This is a genomic window from Streptomyces sp. SN-593 (assembly GCF_016756395.1).
GTDB lineage: Bacteria > Actinomycetota > Actinomycetes > Streptomycetales > Streptomycetaceae > Actinacidiphila > Actinacidiphila reveromycinica.
In genome coordinates this window covers 7,583,224-7,602,007 of sequence record NZ_AP018365.1, presented here as the reverse complement: position 1 = coordinate 7,602,007, position 18,784 = coordinate 7,583,224, and the positions used below count along the sequence as shown (strand labels likewise).

Below are 18,784 nucleotides of genomic sequence, written 5' to 3'. Positions count from 1 at the left end.
GGGGCCCGCCGGGGGTGTGGTCCTCCGGCGGGGCCCGCCCGGGGGCTCAGTCCTCGATCCAGCCGTGGCTCTTGCCGAAGCGCGCCAACTGCTGCCGGACCAGGATGATCTGCTCACCGGTCATCCACGGAGCCGTCTTGAGCAGGAGCTCGGTGCACTCGCGGGTGTACTCGTACTCGCTCAGCACGTCGCACATCGGGTCGTCGAGATCGACGCTGCCCGACGAGCGGGACACCGAGGGCGCGGAGGAGCCGCGCGAGCTGGTGACACCGCCCGGCACGCCGTCCGCGTTGTGCGCGAGGCGGACGGAGGACGCCTTGAGCCCGCGGTCGCCGTCCTCGACCTCGAACTCGACCGCGACACCGGAGCGCACGAAGGACTCCGGGATCAACAGATCGTTGACGTGCAGGAACACGTCCTCACCACCGGATTCCGGCGCAATGAACCCGTAACCGCGCGCACCGTCGAACCGAACAACCCGACCGGCAACCATGCCAAAACCCCCAGCAACCACTCCCGGGCCCCTTGCCCGAATGACCTGGGAGGAATCCTAGCGCCCGGGCACCGGAAAGGGGTACAGGGCCTTCCCCGGCGTGTACCGGTTCCGCCGCCCGAGCCGCCGCCCCGAGCCGCGCGGCCGGTGCCTGACACGGCTGACGCCCCGGACCCGAGTCTGACGCGGCCCGCGCCCCACCACCGGGAACGCGCCACCGGCGGCGCCGCGCGGCACCGCGAGGTGTGACCAAGTCGTGGTTCCCGGAGGCGAATGAACAGGGCGGACCTGGTAATGCATGGCAGGCTGCGTAACCAACCCGTCCGGGCCAGAAGGGACCAAGATGAGTCAGTCTGCGCAACCTGTGGGTGTCGTGGGGGTCGTGTCGGAGTCGCAACCCGGGGAGACGCGGGTGGCGGCCACCCCCGCGACGGTCAGGCAACTCCTCGGGCTCGGCTACGAGGTGGTCGTCCAGGCCGGTGCGGGTGCCGCCGCGAGCCTTTCCGACGAGGCGTACGAGGAGGCGGGCGCGACCGTCGGCGACCGGGCCCGGGCGTGGGGCGCCGACGTGGTGCTGGCCGTCAACGCGCCCTCCACCGAGGAGATCGGGCTGCTGCGCGACGGCGCGGTGCTGGTGGCGCTGCTCGCCCCGGCCACGCGTCCCGAACTGGTCGACGCGCTCGCCGAGCAGGGCGTCACCGCGCTGTCCATGGACGCGGTGCCGCGCATCTCCCGGGCCCAGTCGCTGGACGTGCTCAGCTCGATGGCGAACATCGCGGGTTACCGGGCCGTGGTCGAGGCGGCTCACCTTTTCGGGCGTTTCTTCACCGGTCAGGTCACCGCGGCCGGCAAGGTGCCGCCGGCGAAGGTGCTCGTCGCCGGCGCGGGCGTGGCCGGCCTCGCGGCGATCGGCGCCGCGGGCAGTCTCGGCGCGGTGGTGCGCGCCACCGACCCGCGGCCGGAGGTCGCCGACCAGGTCAAGTCGCTGGGCGGCGAGTACCTGTCGGTCGAGTCGGCGGAGGCCGAGGTGAGCGCGACCGGCTACGCGAAGGAGATGTCGGACGACTACAACACCCGGGCGGCCGCGCTCTACGCCCAGCAGGCCGCGGACGTCGACATCATCATCACCACCGCGCTCATCCCCGGCCGCCCGGCGCCGCTGCTGGTCACCGAGGAGATGGTGGCGAGCATGCGGCCGGGCAGCGTGGTGATCGACATGGCGGCCGCGCAGGGCGGCAACGTCGCGGGCACGGTCGCGGGGGAGGTCGTCGTCACGCCCAACCAGGTCTCGATCGTCGGCTACACCGACCTGGCCGGACGGCTGCCGACCCAGGCGTCGCAGCTCTACGGCACCAACCTGGTGAACCTGCTCAAGCTCCTCACCCCGGGCAAGGACGGCCACCTCGTGCTGGACTTCGACGACGTGGTGCAGCGCTCGGTGACGGTGGTGCGCGACGGCGAGAAGACCTGGCCGCCGCCACCGGTACAGGTCTCGGCGGCGCCGGCGGCCGGTGCCGCGCCACCACCGACCCCGACGGCGGCCAAGCAGAAACAGCCGCTCACCGCAGGCCGCCGCTACACCGCGGTCGGTGCGGTCGCGGCCGCGCTCTTCCTGCTCGCCGGCTTCGCACCGGCCCAACTCATCGGCAATCTCACGGTGTTCGTGCTGGCCATCGTGATCGGCTACTACGTGATCGGGCATGTGCACCACGCGCTGCACACCCCGCTGATGTCCGTGACCAACGCGATCTCCGGGATCATCGTGGTCGGCGCGCTCCTCCAGATCGGCCACGCCCACACGGCGGTCACCGTGCTGTCGTTCGTGGCGATCCTGCTGGCGTCCATCAACATCTTCGGCGGTTTCGCCGTGACCCGCCGCATGCTCGGCATGTTCTCCAAGGACTGATGCCGAGATGACCGCATCGACCGCCGCGCAGGCGGCCTACATCGTCGCCGCGCTGCTCTTCATCCTCAGCCTGGCCGGCCTGTCCAGGCACGAGACGTCCCGCTCCGGGGTGGTGTTCGGCATCTCCGGGATGGCGATCGCGCTCGCGGCGACCATCGGACTGGCCTCCCGAAGCATCGCGGCCACCGGGATCGGCCTGCTGGTCGCCGCCATGGTGATCGGCGCGGGCATCGGCCTGTGGCGGGCCCGCCGGGTCGAGATGACCGGCATGCCGGAACTCATCGCGATACTGCACAGCTTCGTCGGCCTGGCCGCCGTCCTGGTCGGCTGGAACGGCTACCTCGACGTGGAGGCCAGGGGCAGCCGGCAGACCGAGATCGCGCACGACCTGCTCGGCATCCACCACGCCGAGGTCTTCATCGGCATCTTCATCGGCGCGGTCACCTTCACCGGCTCGATCATCGCCTTCCTCAAGCTGTCCGCGCGGATCAAGTCCAGTCCGCTGATGCTGCCCGGACGCAACTACCTCAACATCGGCGCCCTGGTGGCCTTCGTCGGGCTGACCGCCGCCTTCGTGGCGTCGCCGGACATCGGGCTGCTGATCGCGGTCACCGCGGTCGCCCTCGCCCTCGGGCTGCACCTGGTCGCGTCGATCGGCGGCGGCGACATGCCGGTCGTGGTCTCGATGCTCAACAGCTACTCGGGCTGGGCCGCGGCCGCGTCCGGGTTCCTGCTCGACAACAACCTGCTGATCGTCACGGGCGCGCTGGTCGGCTCCTCCGGTGCCTACCTCTCCTACATCATGTGCGCCGCGATGAACCGCTCCTTCCTGTCGGTGATCGCCGGCGGCTTCGGCATGGAGGCGGCGGCCACGGACGACCGGGAGTACGGCGAGCACCGCGAGATCAGCGCCGAGGAGACCGCCGACCTGCTGCGCTCCGCCTCCTCGGTGGTGATCACCCCCGGCTACGGCATGGCGGTCGCCCAGGCGCAGTACCCGGTCGCCGACCTCACCCGGCGGCTGCGCGAGCGCGGGGTGGAGGTGCGCTTCGGCATCCACCCGGTCGCGGGACGGCTGCCCGGCCACATGAACGTGCTGCTCGCCGAGGCGAAGGTGCCCTACGACATCGTCCTGGAGATGGACGAGATCAACGACGACCTCGCGGCGACCACGGTGGTCCTGGTGATCGGCGCCAACGACACGGTCAACCCGGCCGCGGCCGAGGACCCGACCAGCCCCATCGCCGGCATGCCGGTGCTGCGCGTGTGGGAGGCGGAGAACGTGGTCGTCTTCAAGCGCTCCATGAACACCGGGTACGCCGGCGTGCAGAACCCGCTGTTCTTCCGGGAGAACAGCCAGATGCTCTTCGGCGACGCGAAGGACCGGGTGGAGGACATCCTCAAGTTCCTGTGAACCGCGGTCCCGGTTCCTGTGACCCGCCTTCCGGGTTCCTGCGACCGGTGTTCCGGGTTCCCGGTTCCGCTGAACCGCGGTCCCGGTTCCTGCGACCCGTGGTTGCGGGCGCCGCGTCCCCGTTCCCCGGGGGCGCGGCGCCGTTCCCGGTGTCCCCAGCCGCGCGGCGCCCCCGGCCGCCGGCACGGCCCCCGCGGCTCGCTCGTCGTGTGACATCCGTCATGATCCGGACTCCCCTCCCCGCGCTCCCGGGGGCGGGGCCTCGTTGTGCGGCCGCCCCTGAGGACCGTGCCGTCCGCGGGCCCCTGACCTCCCCACTGTCACCTCGTGGAGGGGGGAGGCCGGCATGCCCGTGGCCGCCTCACCCCCGCCGCGGGCGGCACCGTCCGTGAGGACGGCCGCCATCTCGTCACGTTCCGGGGTCGGTTCGAAAGCTTGGCACCGGCTTTACCGGGGACCGGAACCGCACTGATCGCCGGGGAGTCTTACCGTTGTAGTCGCAGCCGATGCAGTGATATGAGCGGAGTACAGGTACATGGGTCGGGTCAGGACCAGTATGGGGATCGCCCTCGTGGCAGGCGCGGTGCTCGCCGGCACGAGCGCGTGCGGTGGGAATTCGTCCGCTTCGACGCCCACGAAGGACGACGCGAAAGCGGCCTCCTCGGCGCCGGCGGCGACCGCCAGCCCGAAGCCGACCACACCGAAGCCGCTCGGTCCGCCGATGCTGCTGGACACCATAACGCCCGAGACGAACACCACGGTCGGTGTGGCGATGCCGATCTCCGTGGTCTTCTCCAACCCGGTGGCGACCTCGGCGCGCGCCGGCATCGAGAAGGCGATGAAGATATCCACGTCGGTGCCGACCACCGGCGCCTGGCACTGGTTCAGCAGCACCCGGGTCGACTTCCGCCCGGAGTCGTACTGGAAGCCGGGCACCAAGGTCACCATAGACGCGGACATGACGAACGTGCCGAACGGCAACGGGCGTTACGGCACGCACTCCTACGTGCACAACTTCACCATCGGCGACGACGACGAGGCCAGCGTCTCGGTCACGGGCCACAGCATGAAGGTGACGCACAACGGCACCGTGGTGAAGACCATGCCGATCGACGCCGGCAGCCCGTCGTTCCCGTCGTGGGACGGCACGATGGCCGTCATCGACAAGGCGAAGGAGGTCCGGATGACCTCCTGCAGCGTCGGCATCAGCTGTGACAAGTCCAGCCCCGACTACTACGACCTGACCCTGCCGTGGGACGTGCACCTGACCACCTCGGGCACGTACGTGCACTACTCCACCGGCGACCCGTACCCGGGTCACAGCTACGGCTCGCACGGCTGCGTGCACCTGTCGCTCGCGAACGCGAAGTGGTTCTACAACTTCATCAAGCAGGGCGACCCGATCACCATCACCGGCTCGCCGCGCGGCAAGGCCGCCGGTGACAACGGCTACGCGGACTTCAACCTGGACTGGTCGACCTGGCTCAAGGACAGCGGCGAGGGCCAGATCACGACCTCCCCGGCCGCCTGACACCGCCGGGTTCCCGAAGAGGGGCGGGCCCACCGGCGCTTCAGGTGGGCCCGCCCCCGTTTCGTCCCCGGCTCCCGTTCAGCCGGGCGGCACGGGGAGGCGGCCGTGCACGAGGTGGCGGACCTCCTCGGCGGTGCGCAGCGCCAGCGCCTCGGTGGCGACCTTCCGGCAGGCGCCGTGATCGAGCCCGCGGACGGCGGCCCGCACCTCGTCGAGCGCGGCCGGGGCCACCGACAGGGTGTCGCAGCCGAGCCCGACCAGCAGCGGCAGCACCAGCGGGTGGGCGGCGGCGTCACCGCAGACCGACACCGGACGCCGGTGGGCGCGGGCGGCGGCCACCACCGCGGCGATCGCGCGCAGCACCGCGGGATGGGCCGTGGACGCCGGTCCCGCCGCCGGGTCCCGGCGGTCCAGGCCGAGCAGTTGGCAGGTCAGGTCGTTGGTGCCCAGGGACAGGAACGCGGCCTCCGCGGCCAGTTCCCCGATCCGCCGGACGGCCTCCGGCAGCTCCACCATGATCCCCAACGGGGGTGCGGGCAGGTCGAGTTCCGCGGCCGCCCGGTCCAGCAGCGCGCGGCAGGCCCGCAGTTCACCGACGTCAGCCACCATCGGGATCATCACCCGCAGTTCGACGCGCGCGCCGGCGGCGGCCCCGAGCAGCGCGGTGAACTGCTCGCCGAAGGCGTCCGGCCGGGCCAGCATCAGCGGCAGTCCGCGGCCGATCCGGCGGACGGCGCCGCCGGGCGCCCGACGGCCCACGAGCGGTTCGACGGACCCGCCCGCACCGCCGTCCGCCCCGGCCAGGCCCGCGCCCGCGCCCCCGGCCAGGCCCGCGCCCGCGCCCCCGTCCGCGGCCCGGCCCGGGCCCCCGGTCCCGCCCGCGGCGCCGGCCCCCCTCCGGTCGGCGCCGCGGTCCTCCGCCAGGAACGGCGGGAGCTTGTCGTCGGCGAAGTCCAGTGTCCTGACGGTCGCGGTCCGGCCGGCGAGCGGGGCGAGGACCGGGCCGAGCGCGATCGTGTGGCGGGCGCGGGAGGGCCAGCGCGCCGCGTCGAGGAAGGGCAGTTCGGTCCGCAGCAGCCCGACGCCGTCGGCGCCCGCCTCCAGCCCGGCCCGCACGTCCGCGGGCGTGGCCGCGTTGACCCGCAGGGTGACCGGGTGGCCGTCCACGGTCCGCGCCGGCAGGTGGCGCGCGGCCGCGAGCCGGGCCCGCCGCTCCCGCAGGGCCGCGATCGCGGCGAGCGCGGTCGCGCGTTCCTCGGCGACCGGGTGGACGACGGCGCTGTCCGCGTCGACCAGGACCTGTACGCCGTCGGGCAGGTCGAGCACGCCCGGGTCCACCCCCAGCAGCAGCGGGATGCCCGAGGAGCGGGCCACGATGGCGGCGTGCGAGTTGGGGCCGCCGGTCACCGACAGCGCGGCCGTCACCATGCGGCCCGGTTCCAGCAGGTCGGCGGCGCCGATCTCGCGGGCGGCCAGCACCAACGGGCGCTCGGGGGGCGGTTCGTGGACGCCGTGCAGCACCGCCAGCACGCGGCGGCCCACCTGCCGTACGTCCGCGGCCCGTTCGGCGAGCACCGGGTCGCCGAGCGCGGCGATGGCCCGCGCCTGCGTGTCGACCGCGTCGCGGACCGCGGCCGCCGCGTCCGATCCCGCGGCGGCCAACCGCACCGCGTGCTGCCGCAGTTCGGGGTCGCGCGCGATGAGCGCCCCGACCTCGATGATGTCCGCCTGCTCGTTCTCCCCCCGCGTCCGCAGGCCGCCCGCCACGGCGTCCATCCGGTCGGCGACCTGGTCGAAGGCCGCGGCGAGGCACGGCCCCGGCGGTCTGGGCGCGGCGTCCGTACGCCCGTCGCCGGCCGGGTCGTCGGGGGCGCCGACCGGGAAGGGGCGGTCGGTGCGGTGGAGGTGGCCCAGGGCGGTACCGGGGGACGCGGGGCGGCCCGGGTAGCGGTGACGGGCACTCACGGTGCCTCCTTGGCCGCGGCGGCGGTGTCGGCGAGGGCGCGGAAGATGAGCGCGGTGGAGGTCGCCCCGGGGTCCTGGTGGCCGACGCTGCGGGCCCCCAGGTAGGACGCCCGGCCCTTCCTGGCCTGCATGGGCGTGGTCGCGCGCATGCCCTGCTCGGCCGCGTCGGCCGCGGCGGCGGCCGCCTGGGCGAGGTCCGCGCCGGCCTCGGCGGACGTGCGGAAGGCCATGAGGGCGGGTGCGAAGGCGTCGATCATCGTCTTGTCGCCCTCGGCGGCGGCGCCGAGCCGCCGCACTCCGGCGAGGCCCGCCGCCAGGGCGCCGGCCACCTGCTCGGGGCCGGCGGCGGTCCCGCCGGTCGGACCGGCGGCGCCGGGCACCTCGGCGGCGTCGAGCGCGGTGCCGAGGGAGCGGAAGGCGCTGCCGTACAGCGGCCCGGACGCGCCGCCGACCACGGAGATCAGCAGCGATCCGGTCCTGGCGAGCACCGCTCCCGGTGTCGCCGCGTCGTCCTGGGGCAGCGCGGCGGCCACCGCCGCGAACCCGCGGTGCATGTTGGCGCCGTGGTCGGCGTCGCCGATGGCGGAATCCAGTTGGGTGAGACGGTCCTGGTGGGTGTCCATGGCCGCGGCGATGGCCTGCACCCAGGCGCGGGCGAGGGCGGTGTCCACGGGTTCTCCGTTCGTCGGTGCGGTGGGATACCGGGTGGTGGTGGGGGGGTGCGAGGTGCGGAGGTACGGGGTGGTGCGTGCGGAGGCGCGGGCGCCGCGGCGCGCCGCGCGGTACGGTCACCGGCCGGCCGGACGGACGGCGACGCGCGCGGTACGGCCACGGGCCGCCGCGCTTTCGGGTAGTGGGGCCACGCTCCGGGCGCGGCGCCGGCCGGCCGGCGACGGCCCCGCACCCGGGGACGGCGACGGCCCCGCACCCGGATGTGGGACTCAGACGCCCCAGCGCAGCGCGGCGGTGTGCACCGGAGCACGCCACAGGGCGAGCAGGTCGTCCGTGACCTTGCAGACGCTGATCGACGCGCCGGCCATGTCGAGGCTGGTGACGTAGTTGCCGACCAGGTTCCCGGCGATCCGCACCCCGCGCCCCGCGAGCAGCGCGGCGACCTCGCGGTAGACGACGTACAGCTCCAACAGCGGTGTGCCGCCGAGACCGTTCACCATCACGAGCACGTCGTCGCCGGCGGTGAGCGGCCGGTCGGCGAGGACGGCGGCCATCATGTCGGCGACGATCTCCCGTGCCGGGCGCAGTTTCTCGCGGCGGCGCCCCGGCTCGCCGTGGATGCCGACGCCGACCTCGATCTCGTCCTCGGGCAGGGCGAACCCCGGCTTGCCGGCGGCCGGGGCGGTGCAGGCGGTGAGGGCGACGGCGAAGGAGCGGGTCGCCGCGTTGACCCGGCCCGCGACGTCGGCGACCTCGGCGAGCGGGGCGCCGCGCTCGGCGAGCGCGCCGGCGATCTTCTCCACGAAGACGGTGCCGCCGGTGCCGCGGCGGCCCGCGGTCCAGGTGGAGTCCCGCACCGCGACGTCGTCGTCCACCAGGACCGACGCGACCAGCAGGCCGTCCTCCGCGGCGAGTTCCGCCGCCATCTCGAAGTTCAGCACGTCGCCGGTGTAGTTCTTGACCACGAACAGCGTGCCCGCCCCGGTGTCGACGGCCTTCGCGGCGGCGAGCATCTGGCCGGGCACCGGGGAGGTGAACACCTCGCCGGGGCAGGCCGCGTCGAGCATCCCGGTGCCCACGAACCCGCCGTGCAGCGGCTCGTGGCCGGACCCGCCGCCCGAGACCAGCGTGACCTTCCCGGGTCCGGGCGCCGCGGCGCGGGTGATGACGCGGTGGACGGTGTCCACGGCGAGCAGGTCGGGGTGGGCGGCCGCGATACCGGCGAGGGCGTCGTCGAGGACCGTGCCGGGCTCGTTGATCAGCTTCTTCACGACAGGGCTCCTTCGGTCGCGGTGGCCGTGGCGGTGGCCGGTGCCTGCCTGCCGGCGGTGTCCGCGGTGCGGGCGGCGGGAGTTCGGCGGGTGGCGAAGGCGGCGTGCACGAGGCCGGCGAGCAGCGCCCCGGCCACCTCGGCCCCTGCGTAGAGGGGCAGTTGGCCCCAGGGCACGCTGCCGCCGAAGAGCGCGGCGACGGCCATCGGGCCGAATGCGCGGGCGGGGTTGACGGCCGCGCCCGTGGCCGGTCCGATCGGGATGATCACGGCGAACACCGCCAGCCCCACGGCCAGTCCGGCGAAACCGGCCGGGGCGCGCCGGTCGATCGCGCCGAGGACCACGAAGGCCAGGATGAACGTGCCGATCGCCTCGGCGGCGAAGGCGTGCCCGGCGCCGGTGACCGGGGTGTAGGAGGCGACGCCGAGGCCGACGCCGACGGCTCTGCGGCCGAGCACGGCGACGATGGCGAGCGCGCCGAGTATCGCGCCCGCCGCCTGGGCGGCGAGGTAGCCGGGGACCTCGCGCCAGGGCGTCCGGCGGGTGGCGGCCAGCACGAGGGTGACGGCGGGGTTGATGTGGCAGCCGGATATGTGGCCTATGGCGTACACCATCGCGACCACGACCATGGCGAACGCGAAGGCTATGACTCCGAGTTGGGCCATCGTGAAGGGTGCGTCGCCGCCGAGGAGGGTGGTGGCGGGCACCGAGCCGACGCCGACGAACACCAGCATGGCGGTGCCCAGCGTCTCGGCGAGCAGTTTCTGCGGCTGTCCCGGGGGTGGGTTGTCTACCATCGGATCAGATCCCCCTATTACCGAATGACGTTCATTAATGATGAACGTAGTCGGAAGTTAAGGGGGCGTTTCCGCGGTGTCAAGGGTCCCGGCGGCACGCTCGGGTCCGACATCCGTCGGCCCAGCGTGCGGTGGCGGAGCCCGTGGGGCGGACGGGAGCACCGCCGGGCGCACACGGGCGGGTGGGGGCACGCCCCGGCGCGCGGTCGGCGCGGACCGGGCCCGCCCGGGCGGTGCGAGGACTCAGCCGGCCGTGCCCCGCGCCGCGCCGCGCGGCGCTCCGAGGTCGCGGGAGAGGTTGCGGGCGGTCTCGCGCACCGCGACGGCGAGTTCCTGCCGGGCCGGCTCGGCGAGCAGCCGCTCCACCGGCCCGACCACGCCGATCGCGCCCACCACGGCGCCGGAGCGGTCGAAGACGGGGGCGGCGACCCCGGCGTCCCCGATCGCCGACTCCTGGTCCTCCAGCGCGTAGCCCTGCGCCCGGACCTGCGCCAACTGCGCGGCCAGCGGCTCGCGTCCGGTGATGCTCGCCCCGGTGAGCACGGTCAGCTCGCCCGACAGCAGCCGCTCGCGCTCCTCGTCGGGCGCGAACGCCGCGACCGCCTTGCCGAGCGCGCAGGTGTTCCACGGGATGGACGCGCCGACCTCCAGGATCTGCACGGTGCCCTCGGGACGGAAGGCGTGGTGCACCACCAGCATGTGGTCGCCGGTGGGCACCGCGACCCACACCGCCTCGCCGGCCCGGCGCGCCAGCAGGTCCGCCCAGGTGAGCGCGCGAGACCTCAACTCCTGTGTGTCGAGGTAGGAGTTGCCCAGGTGCACCAGGTAGGGCCCGAGCTGGTACTTCGAGCTGTCCCGGTCCTGGACCACCATGCCCTCGGCCTCCAGGGTGCGCAGCAGCGCGTGCACCGTCGGCTTGGCCACTCCGAGCCGTTCGGCCAGCTCGGTGACCCCCAGCCGGGGGCCGGTGACGGCCAGCTCCCGGAGGATCTGGACGGCACGCTGCACCGCTTGCACCATGGGAAACCTCTTCGTTCGGTATTGCTGAATGCCGTTCCGACATCTAGCATCGCTGTTCATGACGGAACTTGTCGGCATCGTACTCGTGTCCCACAGTCCCGAAATGGCGGCAGGGCTGCGCCGGCTGCTCGGCCAGATCGGCTCCGACGCCGTCCCGGTGGCCGCCGCCGGCGGCACCGACGACGGCCGGATCGGCACCAGCTACGCGCGGATCACCGCCGCGGTCATGGAGGCCGACCGCGGAGCCGGCGTCCTCATCCTGCCGGACCTGGGCAGTTCGGTGCTCACCGCGCGGGCCGTCCTGGAGGACCTGCCGCGCGACGGCGTGCTCATCGCCGACGCCCCCTTCGTCGAGGGCGCCGTGGCCGCCGCGGTCACCGCCGCGGCCGGCGCGGACCTCGCCGCCGTACTCACCGCCGCCACGGAGGCCCGCCATGTCACCAAGCTCTGACCCCTCGGCACCCACCGCACCCACCGCCCCGCAGCCCCTGCCGTCATCCGCGCCGGCACCCGCCGGCGGTCCGTCCGTCGAGATCCCCGTCCTGCTCCCCGCCGACCTGCACGCCCGCCCGGCCGGGCGGATCGCGCAGACCGCGGCGCGGTTCACCGCCACCGCGCTGCTCCAGTACGGCGAACGCGCCGCCAACGCGGCCAGCGTGCTCGCCGTGATGGGACTGGGCGCCACCCGCGGGCGTACGGTGACGGTACGGGCGCAGGGGCCGGACGCGCAGGAGGCGGCCGCCGCGCTCGCGGAGGTCCTGGCGGCGGCGACGTAGGCGTGCGTCGGCCGCGGTGGGGGGCTCCGCGGCCGACGCGCCCGCCGACCGAACGCCCCCGCACCACCGCAGGAGCCGCCCCCGTGGCCACACCGCCCCTCTCCCCCGCCGGCCCGCCCGCGCCCCCTCCCGTGCCCGTCGCCCGGATCGGGTTCGGGTTGGCCGCGGTCGGCCGCCCCGGCTACATCAACCTCGGCCGGGACCGGGACCTGCCGCCCGGGCGCACCGTGGACGCGATGCGCCGGCGCACCCTGGACCTGCTCGACCTCGCCTACGCCGGCGGGGTGCGCGACTTCGACGCGGCCCGTTCCTACGGCCGCTCCGAGGAGTTCCTGGCGCAGTGGCTGGACTCGCGCGAGCCGCCCGGGGTGGTGGTCTCCAGCAAGTGGGGCTACACCTACACCGCGGACTGGCGGGTGGACGCCGAGGCACACGAGGTCAAGGACCACGGACTGGCCACCTACGAGCGGCAGGTCGCCGAGACCCATGCGCTGCTCGGCGACCGGCTCGACGTGTACCAGGTGCACTCGATCACCCCGGACAGCCCCGCGCTCACCGACCCGGAGCTGCACCGCGCGCTGGCCGGACTGGCCGCGCGGGGCGTGGTGGTGGGCCTGAGCACCAGTGGGCCGGCCCAGGCCGACGCGATCCGCGCGGCGCTCGCGGTCACCGTCGACGGCCGGCCCCTGTTCCGCAGCGTCCAGTCCACCTGGAACCCGCTCGAACCCTCCGCGGGGCCCGCGCTCGCCGAGGCGCACGCCGCCGGCTGCCGGGTGATGGTGAAGGAGGGCATGGCCAACGGCCGGCTCGCGGCGCCCGACGCGCGGGTCGAGCCGGTGCTCGGCCCGCTCGCCGCGTCGCTCGGCACGACGCCCGACGCGGTCGCGCTCGCCGCCGCCCTCCACCAGCCGTGGGCGGACGTGGTCCTGTCCGGCGCGGCGACCGCGGCGCAGCTCGCCTCCAACCTCCGCGCCCGCGAGGTGGTGTTGACCGCCGACCAGCTCGGCGCCCTGGCCGAGCTGGCCGAACCCCCGGCCGCCTACTGGCGCCACCGGGCCGGGCTCCCTTGGAGCTGACGCCCGTCGCGGGGTGCTCCCGCGTGCGGCGCCCCGACGCTTCAGGAGGCGGGGTGGTCGTCGACAAGGTGGCCCCTGAGGGCCTTGGCGACGATCTCCTCGGGCTCCCCGCGCCGTCCTCCGTGCCGTGCTGCGCTACCATCGGCAAAGCGGAACGCGTTATCACTTACACGGTACGGAACGCTTGCTCAGCGAGCAGTCCCGGTGAGCGGACGGAGAGACCATGAGCGCGCCCCCGTCCCAGCCGCGCCGGGTCCGCGCGGACGCGCAGCGCAGCAGGGACGCGCTGGTGGAAGCGGCCCGCGAGATCTTCCTCGCGTCCGGCGTGGACGCCCCCGTCCGGGAGATCGCCGGGCGGGCCGGGGTCGGATTGGCCACCTTCTACCGGCACTTCCCCGAGCGCTCCGACCTCGTGTCGGCCGTCTTCCGGCACGAGGTGGACGCCTGCGCCGACGAAGCGGCCGTGCTGGCGGCCCGGTACGCACCGTTCGAGGCGCTCGTCCGGTGGCTGCGGCGGTTCACCGGCTTCGTCGGGACCAAGCACGGGCTGTCCGCCGCCCTGCACTCCGGCAACCCCGCCTTCGAGCCGCTGCCCGCCTACTTCCGGCTGCGCTTCACGCCCGCCCTGCGGGACCTGCTCGAAGCGGCCACCGCGGCCGGCGAGATCCGCGACGACGTCGAACCACTGGAGCTGCTGTACGCGGTCTCCCGCCTGTGCACCGGCGGTGCGGACCGCACCGGCGACGAGCGGATGGTCACCCTGCTCATCGACGGGCTCCGCTACCGGCCCGCGCCGTGACGGGCGGGTCCGCCCCCGCCGGGGACACGCCGGGCCGGCGGGCCGTGGGCGGCGTCAGTGGGCTGCGTCAGACGCAGGACACCTCGACGCCCTGGGCGACGAACTCCTCCACGAGTTCCTCCGGGGCGCCCTTGTCCGTGATCAGCACGGAGATCGCCGACACCTCGCAGACCTGCGCGAACGCCCGCTTGCCGAGCTTGGTGGAGTCGGCGACCACGACCACGTGCTGCGCCCGCTCGGCCATCGCGCGGTTCGCGCTGGCCTCGCCCTCGTCGTGGGTGGCGGCGCCGAACCGCGGGTCGACCGTGTTCACCCCGAGGATCGCGTAGTCCAGCGAGATCGCCTGGAGCACCATCGTGGCCAGCGGCCCGGTCAGTTCGTACGAACTGGGCCGCGCCACCCCGCCGGTGACGACGGTCTTGACGTAGGGGCGCACCGCCAGCTCGTTGGCGATGTTGATGGCGTTCGTCACGATGGTCAGCGCGGTGGCGCTGCCACGCTCGGCGAGGTCGGCGCGCATCGCCAGTTCCCTGGCCACGTCGGAGGTGGTGGTGCCGCCGTTGACGCCGACCACCGCGCCCGGCGGGATGAGCGCGGCCGCCGCCCTGGCGATGCGCTGCTTCTCGTCGGCCTGGCGCCCGGCCTTGTAGCGCAGCGGCAGGTCGTAGGCCACGCCGCTGAGCACCGCGCCGCCCCTGGTCCGGGTCAGCAGTTGCTGGCGGCCCAGCTCCTCCATGTCCCGGCGCACCGTGGCGGCGGAGACGTCCAGCAGGTCGGCCGCCTCGGCCACGCTGATCCGGCCCCGGTCGCCCAGGACCTCCAGCAGCCGCGTCCAGCGCTCGTGCGTCCCCATCGACTCCGCCCTCCGTTCCGGCCGAGCGTATCGCGTCGCGTTCGGCCGGAACGCACCCTGCGCGGCGGGGGCGCCTCGTCCGCGGACCGCTCCCTTCCGTGCGGCGCGCGCGGGCGCGCGGCAGGCCGCGCGCCGGGTCCGCCGGCGACACCGGACGGGCCCGGACACCGGGGACCGGACACCTGGAGCCGGCGGCCGCGACGGTTCAGCGACCGGTCCCGGCGCCCTCGCCCTCGCGGAGCGCGGCGTGGTGGGCGACCAGCCGGGCGAGCAGCGAGGTCAGCTCGGCGCGCTCCGGGCCGCTGAGCGGGGCGAGCAGGTCGTCCTGGACCGCGCCGAGGACGGCGTCGAGGCGGTCGAGCTGGGTGCGGCCGGCCGGGGTGAGCGTGACCACGTTCCGCCGCCGGTCGTCGGGGTCGGGCGCGCGCCGGACGGTGCCGCGGGCCTCCAACTCGTTGATGACGGCGACCAGGTCGCTGCGGTAGATGCCGGTGCGCCGGCTCAAGGTGGCCTGGCTGGCCGGGCCGTACTCCTCCAGCGCGGCGAGGACGGCGTAGTGCCACTTGCGGGCGTCGGCCTCGGCCAGCCTGCCGCTGATCATGCGCTCGCCCTGCGCCGCGGTGAGGTTCAGCAGGCGGCTGGGCAGGGCCGCGAGCCGCCGCGGGGTGGCGGTCCGGTCGTCCGGGAGCGGCATGTCGTGCGCGGTGTCCATGGCCGCATCGTACCCCGTTGTGTTTGTCAGACTAACGATGTATGTTCGTTAGCGTCATGAACGTTCGTCGCGTCAACGAAAGGCCGGGGCATGCCCACCCACCCCGTACTCGACTCCTTCCTGCACCACGAAGAGGCCGGACCCGACCGGACGGAGGCCGTCGGCGCGCCGCTGGTCTTCCTGCACGGCAACCCCACCTCCTCCCACCTGTGGCGGCACGTCCTGCCGAAGGCCGCCGCGGCCGGACGGCGTTGCCTCGCCCCCGACCTGATCGGCATGGGCCGCTCCGGGAAGCCCGACATCGGCTACTCCTTCGACGACCACGCCCGCTACCTGGACGCCTGGTTCGACGCGCTCGGGCTGGAGCGGGCGGTCCTGGTCGGGCAGGACTGGGGTGGCGCACTCGCCTTCGACCGCGCCGCGCGACTGCCCGGCTCCGCCGCCGGAGTGGCCTTCATGGAGACGATCGTGCGGCCGATGACTTGGGCGCAGTACCCGGCCGCCGCCCGCGCCCGGTTCGAGGCGTTCCGCAGCCCCGGCACCGGCGAGGACCTGGTCCTGGACCGCAACGTCTTCATCGAGGACAGCTTCGGGCAGACGGTGCTCGGGGACCTGCCCGCCGCCGACCACGACGTGTACCGGGCGCCGTACCCCACCCGCGCCTCGCGCCGTCCGCTGCTGCGCTGGGCCCGCTCGATGCCGCTGGACGGCGAGCCCGCCGACGTGGTCGCCCGCGTCACCGCCTACGGTTCCTGGCTCGCGGACAGTCCCGGTACCCCGAAGCTGCTGCTGACCTTCGACTCCTCGCCCACCCTGATCATCGACGCGGCGACGGCCGCGTGGTGCGCCGCCCACGTCTCCGCGCTGGAGACCGAGCACTGCGGACCCGCCGCCCACCTCGCCCCCGAGGACCAGCCGGACGCGATCGCCGCCGCGGTCACCTCGTGGGCCGCGCGGCACGGCCTGTAGCCTGCGACCCGACGAGAGGACCGTACGCACCATGCCGTTGCAGATCAGGGCCACCGACGCCGGGCACCCCGCCGACCTGCTCGACCTGCCGTGGGGCCTGCCGCTGGAGCAGTGGCCCGACGAGACACTGGTCGCGCTGCCGCGCGGCATCTCGCGGCACGTGGTGCGGTTCGCCCGCGCCGGCGACGAGGTCGTCGCGATCAAGGAGGTCAGCGAGTGGGCGGCCGCCCGCGAGTACGAACTCCTGCGGGACCTGGACCGGTTGGCGGTCCCCGCGGTCGACCCGATCGCGGTGGTCACCGGCCGGGCGGCGGCCGACGGCAGCGCGCTGGAACCCGCCCTGATCACCCGGCACCTAGGCGGCTCGCTGCCGTACCGGTCGATGTTCGAGACCACGATGCGCCCCGGAACCGTCAGCCGTCTGCTCGACGCGCTGGCGGTGCTGCTGGTACGGCTGCACCTGATCGGCTTCGCGTGGGGCGACTGCTCGCTGTCCAACACCCTCTTCCGGCGCGACGCCGGGGCGTACGCCGCGTACCTGGTCGACGCCGAGACCGGCCAGCTCCAGCCGCAGCTCAGCGCAGGCCAGCGCGACTACGACATCGAGCTGGCCCGGGTGAACATCGCCGGCGAGCTGATGGACCTGGAGGCGGGCGGCTCGCTGCACCCGTCCGTCGATCCCGTCACCTTCGCCGAGGCGATCTGCTCGCGCTACGGCGACCTGTGGCACGAACTGACCCGCGAGTCGGTCTACCCGGCGGGCAAGCGGCACTACATCGACCGCCGCATCCGCCGGCTCAACGACCTCGGCTTCGACGTGGCCGAGATGCAGATCCAGCGGTCGCCGGGAGGCGACACCGTCACCTTCCTGCCCAAGGTGGTGGACGCCGGCCACCACCAGCGCCAGTTGCTGCGGCTGACCGGGCTCGACACCGAGGAGAACCAGGCCCGCAGCCTGCTCAACGACCTCGAACAGTGGATGACCACGCAGGACGACTACGCCCCGGGCGACGCTTCCTCCGCCCTCGGCGGCGGGATCCCCGGCGCCCGCCCCGAGGTGCTCGCCCACCGCTGGGTCCGCGAGGTCTTCCGCCCCACCGTCCGCCTGGTCCCGCCCGACCGGCGCGGCAGCATGGACCCCGCGCAGATCTACCACGAACTCCTCGAACACCGCTGGTACCTCTCCGAACGGGCCGAGGGCGACGTCGGCCTCGACGCCACCGTGGCCAGCTACCTCGCGGACGTCCTCCCCCACATCCCCACGGCGGAGACCGCGCCCGCGACGGACTGACGCGGCTGCTCCGCCCGCTGCGCCCGCCAAGACTGCCACGCCCGCCACGGGCCGGAGTACCCGCCCGGGTCGGGCGCGGGAACGGCGGGCGGCCGGACCGGCGGCACGGAACCAAGGGGCGGGCCGGGGAACAAGCGGCGGGCGGCCGGACTTGACGGTGGGGCGGGGAAGCCGCGAGCACTGAAGAACACCGAAGGGGACGCATCCGTGGATCTCGAACTCGGCGGCCGGCGGGCCGTCGTCACCGGTGGGAGCCAGGGCATCGGGCTGGCCGCCGCGAAGGCACTCGCCGCGGAGGGCGCCGACGTGGCGCTGGTCGCACGCGGCGCGGACGCCCTCGCCGCCGCGGTGGAGTCGGTCACCGCGCACGCGCGGCCGGGCCGCACCGTGGTCGGGCTGCGCGCCGACACCGGTGACGACGCGTCGGTGGCGTCCCTCGCCGAGGAGGCGGTCCGCGCGCTCGGCGGGGTGGACATCCTCGTCAACTCCGCCGCCACGCCCAACCCGGGGAGCTTCCCCGAGGAGGCGTTGGAGGCGGAGTTCAACGTGAAGGTGCGCGGCTACCTGCGCACCGCGCGGGCGTTCGCCCCCGCGATGGCCGAGCGCGGCTGGGGCCGGATCATCAACGTCAGCGGGCTGGCGGCACGTCAGACCGGCTCCGTGGTCGGTTCGGTGCGCAACGTGGCGGTGGCCGCGCTGAGCAAGAACCTCGCCGACGAGCTCGGCCCGCAGGGCGTGAACGTGGTCGTGGTGCACCCGGGACTGACCCGCACCGAGAAGACCCCGCAGACCCTGGCGGCCATGGCGGCCCACCGCGGCGTGAGCGTCGAGGAGGTGGAGCGTGCGGCCGCGGCCGGCGTCTCGATCGGCAGGATCGTGACCGCGGAGGAGGTCGCCGACGTCATCGCGTTCCTGGCGAGCCCGAGGAGCGTCGCGCTCAACGGCGACCCGGTGCTGGCAGGCGGCGGGGTGCCCGGCCCGATCTTCTACTGACGCGCCGCCACCGGGCGGGCGCGCCGCCGCTCGCGGGGCGCCGGCCCGGCGCACCGCCCACCCCGGCGGACCCGGGCGGGCGGTCCGGGCCGGACCGGACCGGACCGGACCGTGCCGGGCGGGCCGTGCCGAGCAGGCCGTCCGCGTCCGGCCGGGGTCGCGCCGGGTCGCGCCCTACCCCGCAGGGCCGGGCCGTATCAACGCGTCGCACGTTCGGGTGATGATCTGATGAGCTGTTAGTTCTGA

18 protein-coding genes are annotated in these 18,784 nt (G+C 74.4%); 10 read left to right on the top strand and 8 right to left on the bottom strand.

The window, feature by feature from the left end; all coding sequences use genetic code 11:
* Positions 1–46: 46 nt before the first annotated feature.
* Positions 47–493 carry a cold-shock protein gene (locus RVR_RS32305; protein ID WP_202237469.1) on the bottom strand — a complete coding sequence of 149 codons (447 nt, stop codon included), beginning with the start codon at positions 491–493 and terminating at the stop codon, positions 47–49.
* A 343-nt stretch (positions 494–836) separates the two neighbouring features.
* Between RVR_RS32305 and RVR_RS32300 the strand changes: the two genes are divergently transcribed.
* The 3 genes from RVR_RS32300 (at position 837) to RVR_RS32290 (ending at position 5,344) form a co-directional block, all read left to right on the top strand.
* Positions 837–2,399, top strand: a complete 1,563-nt coding sequence (locus RVR_RS32300; protein ID WP_202237468.1) for a Re/Si-specific NAD(P)(+) transhydrogenase subunit alpha — start codon at positions 837–839, stop codon at positions 2,397–2,399.
* Between the two features lie 7 nt (positions 2,400–2,406).
* Positions 2,407–3,813, top strand: a complete 1,407-nt coding sequence (gene pntB, locus RVR_RS32295; RefSeq protein WP_202237467.1) for a Re/Si-specific NAD(P)(+) transhydrogenase subunit beta — start codon at positions 2,407–2,409, stop codon at positions 3,811–3,813.
* 535 nt (positions 3,814–4,348) lie between these two features.
* Positions 4,349–5,344 (top strand): L,D-transpeptidase, encoded by a 996-nt coding sequence (locus RVR_RS32290; protein ID WP_202237462.1) that lies wholly within the window; start codon positions 4,349–4,351, stop codon positions 5,342–5,344.
* A 78-nt stretch (positions 5,345–5,422) separates the two neighbouring features.
* Here RVR_RS32290 and RVR_RS32285 read toward each other — a convergent pair whose 3' ends face one another.
* The 5 genes from RVR_RS32285 to RVR_RS32265 all read right to left on the bottom strand — a co-directional run bounded on the left by RVR_RS32285 (position 5,423) and on the right by RVR_RS32265 (position 11,069).
* A complete protein-coding gene (locus tag RVR_RS32285; protein WP_202237460.1) occupies positions 5,423–7,309 on the bottom strand; it encodes a putative PEP-binding protein in 1,887 nt (628 codons plus the stop codon).
* The gene (gene dhaL / locus RVR_RS32280) at positions 7,306–7,980 is read right to left on the bottom strand and encodes a dihydroxyacetone kinase subunit DhaL (RefSeq protein ID WP_272933122.1); all 675 of its coding nucleotides are present in this window, start codon (positions 7,978–7,980) and stop codon (positions 7,306–7,308) included. The genes RVR_RS32285 and dhaL overlap by 4 nt, the downstream gene beginning before the upstream one ends.
* Before the next feature lie 270 nt (positions 7,981–8,250).
* On the bottom strand, positions 8,251–9,252 hold the full coding sequence (gene dhaK, locus RVR_RS32275) for a dihydroxyacetone kinase subunit DhaK (RefSeq protein ID WP_202237459.1): 1,002 nt from the start codon (positions 9,250–9,252) through the stop codon (positions 8,251–8,253).
* The gene (locus RVR_RS32270) at positions 9,249–10,049 is read right to left on the bottom strand and encodes an MIP/aquaporin family protein (RefSeq protein ID WP_202237458.1); all 801 of its coding nucleotides are present in this window, start codon (positions 10,047–10,049) and stop codon (positions 9,249–9,251) included. The genes dhaK and RVR_RS32270 overlap by 4 nt, the downstream gene beginning before the upstream one ends.
* A 243-nt stretch (positions 10,050–10,292) precedes the next feature.
* Complete coding sequence (locus tag RVR_RS32265) at positions 10,293–11,069, bottom strand: IclR family transcriptional regulator (protein ID WP_202237457.1); 777 nt, start codon at positions 11,067–11,069, stop codon at positions 10,293–10,295.
* A 58-nt stretch (positions 11,070–11,127) separates the two neighbouring features.
* On the opposite strand from RVR_RS32265, the gene dhaM reads away from it, so the two are divergent.
* The 4 genes from dhaM to RVR_RS32245 all read left to right on the top strand — a co-directional run bounded on the left by dhaM (position 11,128) and on the right by RVR_RS32245 (position 13,720).
* A complete protein-coding gene (gene dhaM / locus RVR_RS32260; RefSeq protein WP_202237456.1) occupies positions 11,128–11,520 on the top strand; it encodes a dihydroxyacetone kinase phosphoryl donor subunit DhaM in 393 nt (130 codons plus the stop codon).
* Positions 11,504–11,845, top strand: coding sequence for an HPr family phosphocarrier protein (locus RVR_RS32255; protein ID WP_202237455.1), 342 nt, complete (start codon positions 11,504–11,506; stop codon positions 11,843–11,845). The genes dhaM and RVR_RS32255 overlap by 17 nt, the downstream gene beginning before the upstream one ends.
* 83 nt (positions 11,846–11,928) lie before the next feature.
* Positions 11,929–12,921 carry an aldo/keto reductase gene (locus RVR_RS32250; protein WP_430393198.1) on the top strand — a complete coding sequence of 331 codons (993 nt, stop codon included), beginning with the start codon at positions 11,929–11,931 and terminating at the stop codon, positions 12,919–12,921.
* 223 nt (positions 12,922–13,144) lie between these two features.
* Entirely contained in the window at positions 13,145–13,720 is a 576-nt protein-coding gene (locus RVR_RS32245) for a TetR/AcrR family transcriptional regulator (RefSeq protein ID WP_202237454.1), read from the top strand.
* Between the two features lie 67 nt (positions 13,721–13,787).
* On the opposite strand, the gene RVR_RS32240 is transcribed toward RVR_RS32245, so the two are convergent.
* Positions 13,788–14,573: a DeoR/GlpR family DNA-binding transcription regulator gene (locus tag RVR_RS32240; protein WP_202237453.1), complete on the bottom strand. Its 786-nt coding sequence runs from the start codon at positions 14,571–14,573 to the stop codon at positions 13,788–13,790.
* 205 nt (positions 14,574–14,778) lie between these two features.
* Positions 14,779–15,285, bottom strand: a complete 507-nt coding sequence (locus RVR_RS32235) for a MarR family winged helix-turn-helix transcriptional regulator (protein WP_202237451.1) — start codon at positions 15,283–15,285, stop codon at positions 14,779–14,781.
* A gap of 90 nt (positions 15,286–15,375) precedes the next feature.
* Between RVR_RS32235 and RVR_RS32230 the strand changes: the two genes are divergently transcribed.
* The 3 genes from RVR_RS32230 to RVR_RS32220 all read left to right on the top strand — a co-directional run bounded on the left by RVR_RS32230 (position 15,376) and on the right by RVR_RS32220 (position 18,538).
* Complete coding sequence (locus tag RVR_RS32230; RefSeq protein ID WP_202237449.1) at positions 15,376–16,254, top strand: haloalkane dehalogenase; 879 nt, start codon at positions 15,376–15,378, stop codon at positions 16,252–16,254.
* A 31-nt stretch (positions 16,255–16,285) separates the two neighbouring features.
* On the top strand, positions 16,286–17,545 hold the full coding sequence (locus RVR_RS32225) for a DUF4032 domain-containing protein (protein WP_202237447.1): 1,260 nt from the start codon (positions 16,286–16,288) through the stop codon (positions 17,543–17,545).
* Between the two features lie 207 nt (positions 17,546–17,752).
* Positions 17,753–18,538: an SDR family NAD(P)-dependent oxidoreductase gene (locus RVR_RS32220; RefSeq protein WP_202237445.1), complete on the top strand. Its 786-nt coding sequence runs from the start codon at positions 17,753–17,755 to the stop codon at positions 18,536–18,538.
* Positions 18,539–18,784 lie beyond the last annotated feature (246 nt).